1 protein-coding gene is annotated in these 1,076 nt (G+C 68.6%); it reads left to right on the plus strand.

The genetic code is table 11. From position 1 onward, the window contains the following. The first annotated feature begins 122 nt into the window (after positions 1-122). Positions 123-1,076 carry an IS481 family transposase gene (locus tag ACZ4UB_RS39535; RefSeq protein WP_468078139.1) on the plus strand — a complete coding sequence of 318 codons (954 nt, stop codon included), beginning with the start codon at positions 123-125 and terminating at the stop codon, positions 1,074-1,076.

Genomic DNA, 1,076 nt, shown 5'->3' on the forward strand with positions numbered 1-1,076 from the left:
TGTATTGCCTCGGGAGGTTGTGGACGGGTGATGGAGGTCTCGGCTGAGGCGTCTTGAATGGGTGAGGGCCTTCCGGGTTCGGTGTGGATTGCGACATCTCCACCGAACGACAGAAGGCCCTCATGCCCCACCGTAATGCACCCCTGACCGAGACCGGACGCCTTCGCCTGGCCCGCTGCGTGGTCGAGGACGGCTGGCCTCTGCGACGGGCCGCCGAGCGTTTCCAGGTCTCGCCGACGACCGCCCAGCGGTGGGCCGACCGCTACCGCTCCCACGCTGAAGCGGGCCTTGCCGACCGGTCCTCGCGCCCGCACCACAGCCCGCGCCGGACCCCGACCCGCACTGAACGCCGGATCATCAAGGTCCGACTCACCCGGCGGTGGGGACCGGCCCGCATCGCCCACCTGCTGGGTTTGGTGCCCTCGACCGTGCACCGCGTCCTGACCCGCTACAAGCTGGCCCGCCTGTCCCATCTGGACCGGGCCACCGGCCGTGTCATCCGCCGCTACGAACGCGTCAAGCCCGGCGAGCTCGTCCACGTGGACATCAAGAAGCTCGGCAACATCCCCGACGGCGGCGGCCACAGGACCCTCGGCCGCCAGGCCGGCCGCAGAAAGCGGCCCCGCCTGGGCTACAGCTACATCCACACCGCCGTCGACGACCACTCCCGCCTCGCCTACAGCGAGATCCTCACCGACGAGAAGAAGGAAACCGCGACCGCGTTCTGGCAGCGGGCACACGCCTACTTCACCAGCGTCGGGATCACCGTCGAGCGCGTCCTGACCGACAACGGCTCCTGCTACAAATCCCACCTCTGGCGGGACGCCCTGGCAGCAGCCGGGATCACCCACAAGCGAACCCGGCCCTACCGGCCACAAACCAACGGCAAGGTCGAACGCCTCAACCGCACCCTCGCCGAGGAATGGGCCTACGCCCGCCCCTACCGCTCAGAACAGGAACGACGCGACGCCTTCCCCGGATGGCTCCACACCTACAATCACCACCGCGGACACACCGCACTCGCAGGCAAACCACCCGCCAGCCGCGTCCCCAACCTCACAGGGCAATACACCTAG

This window comes from Streptomyces sp. NPDC028419 (assembly GCF_055565515.1).

What these genes read in the sequence shown, in the direction of transcription:
- ACZ4UB_RS39535 (WP_468078139.1), top strand. Translation starts at nt 123, where the DNA reads ATGCCCCACCGTAATGCACCCCTGACCGAGACCGGACGCCTTCGCCTG.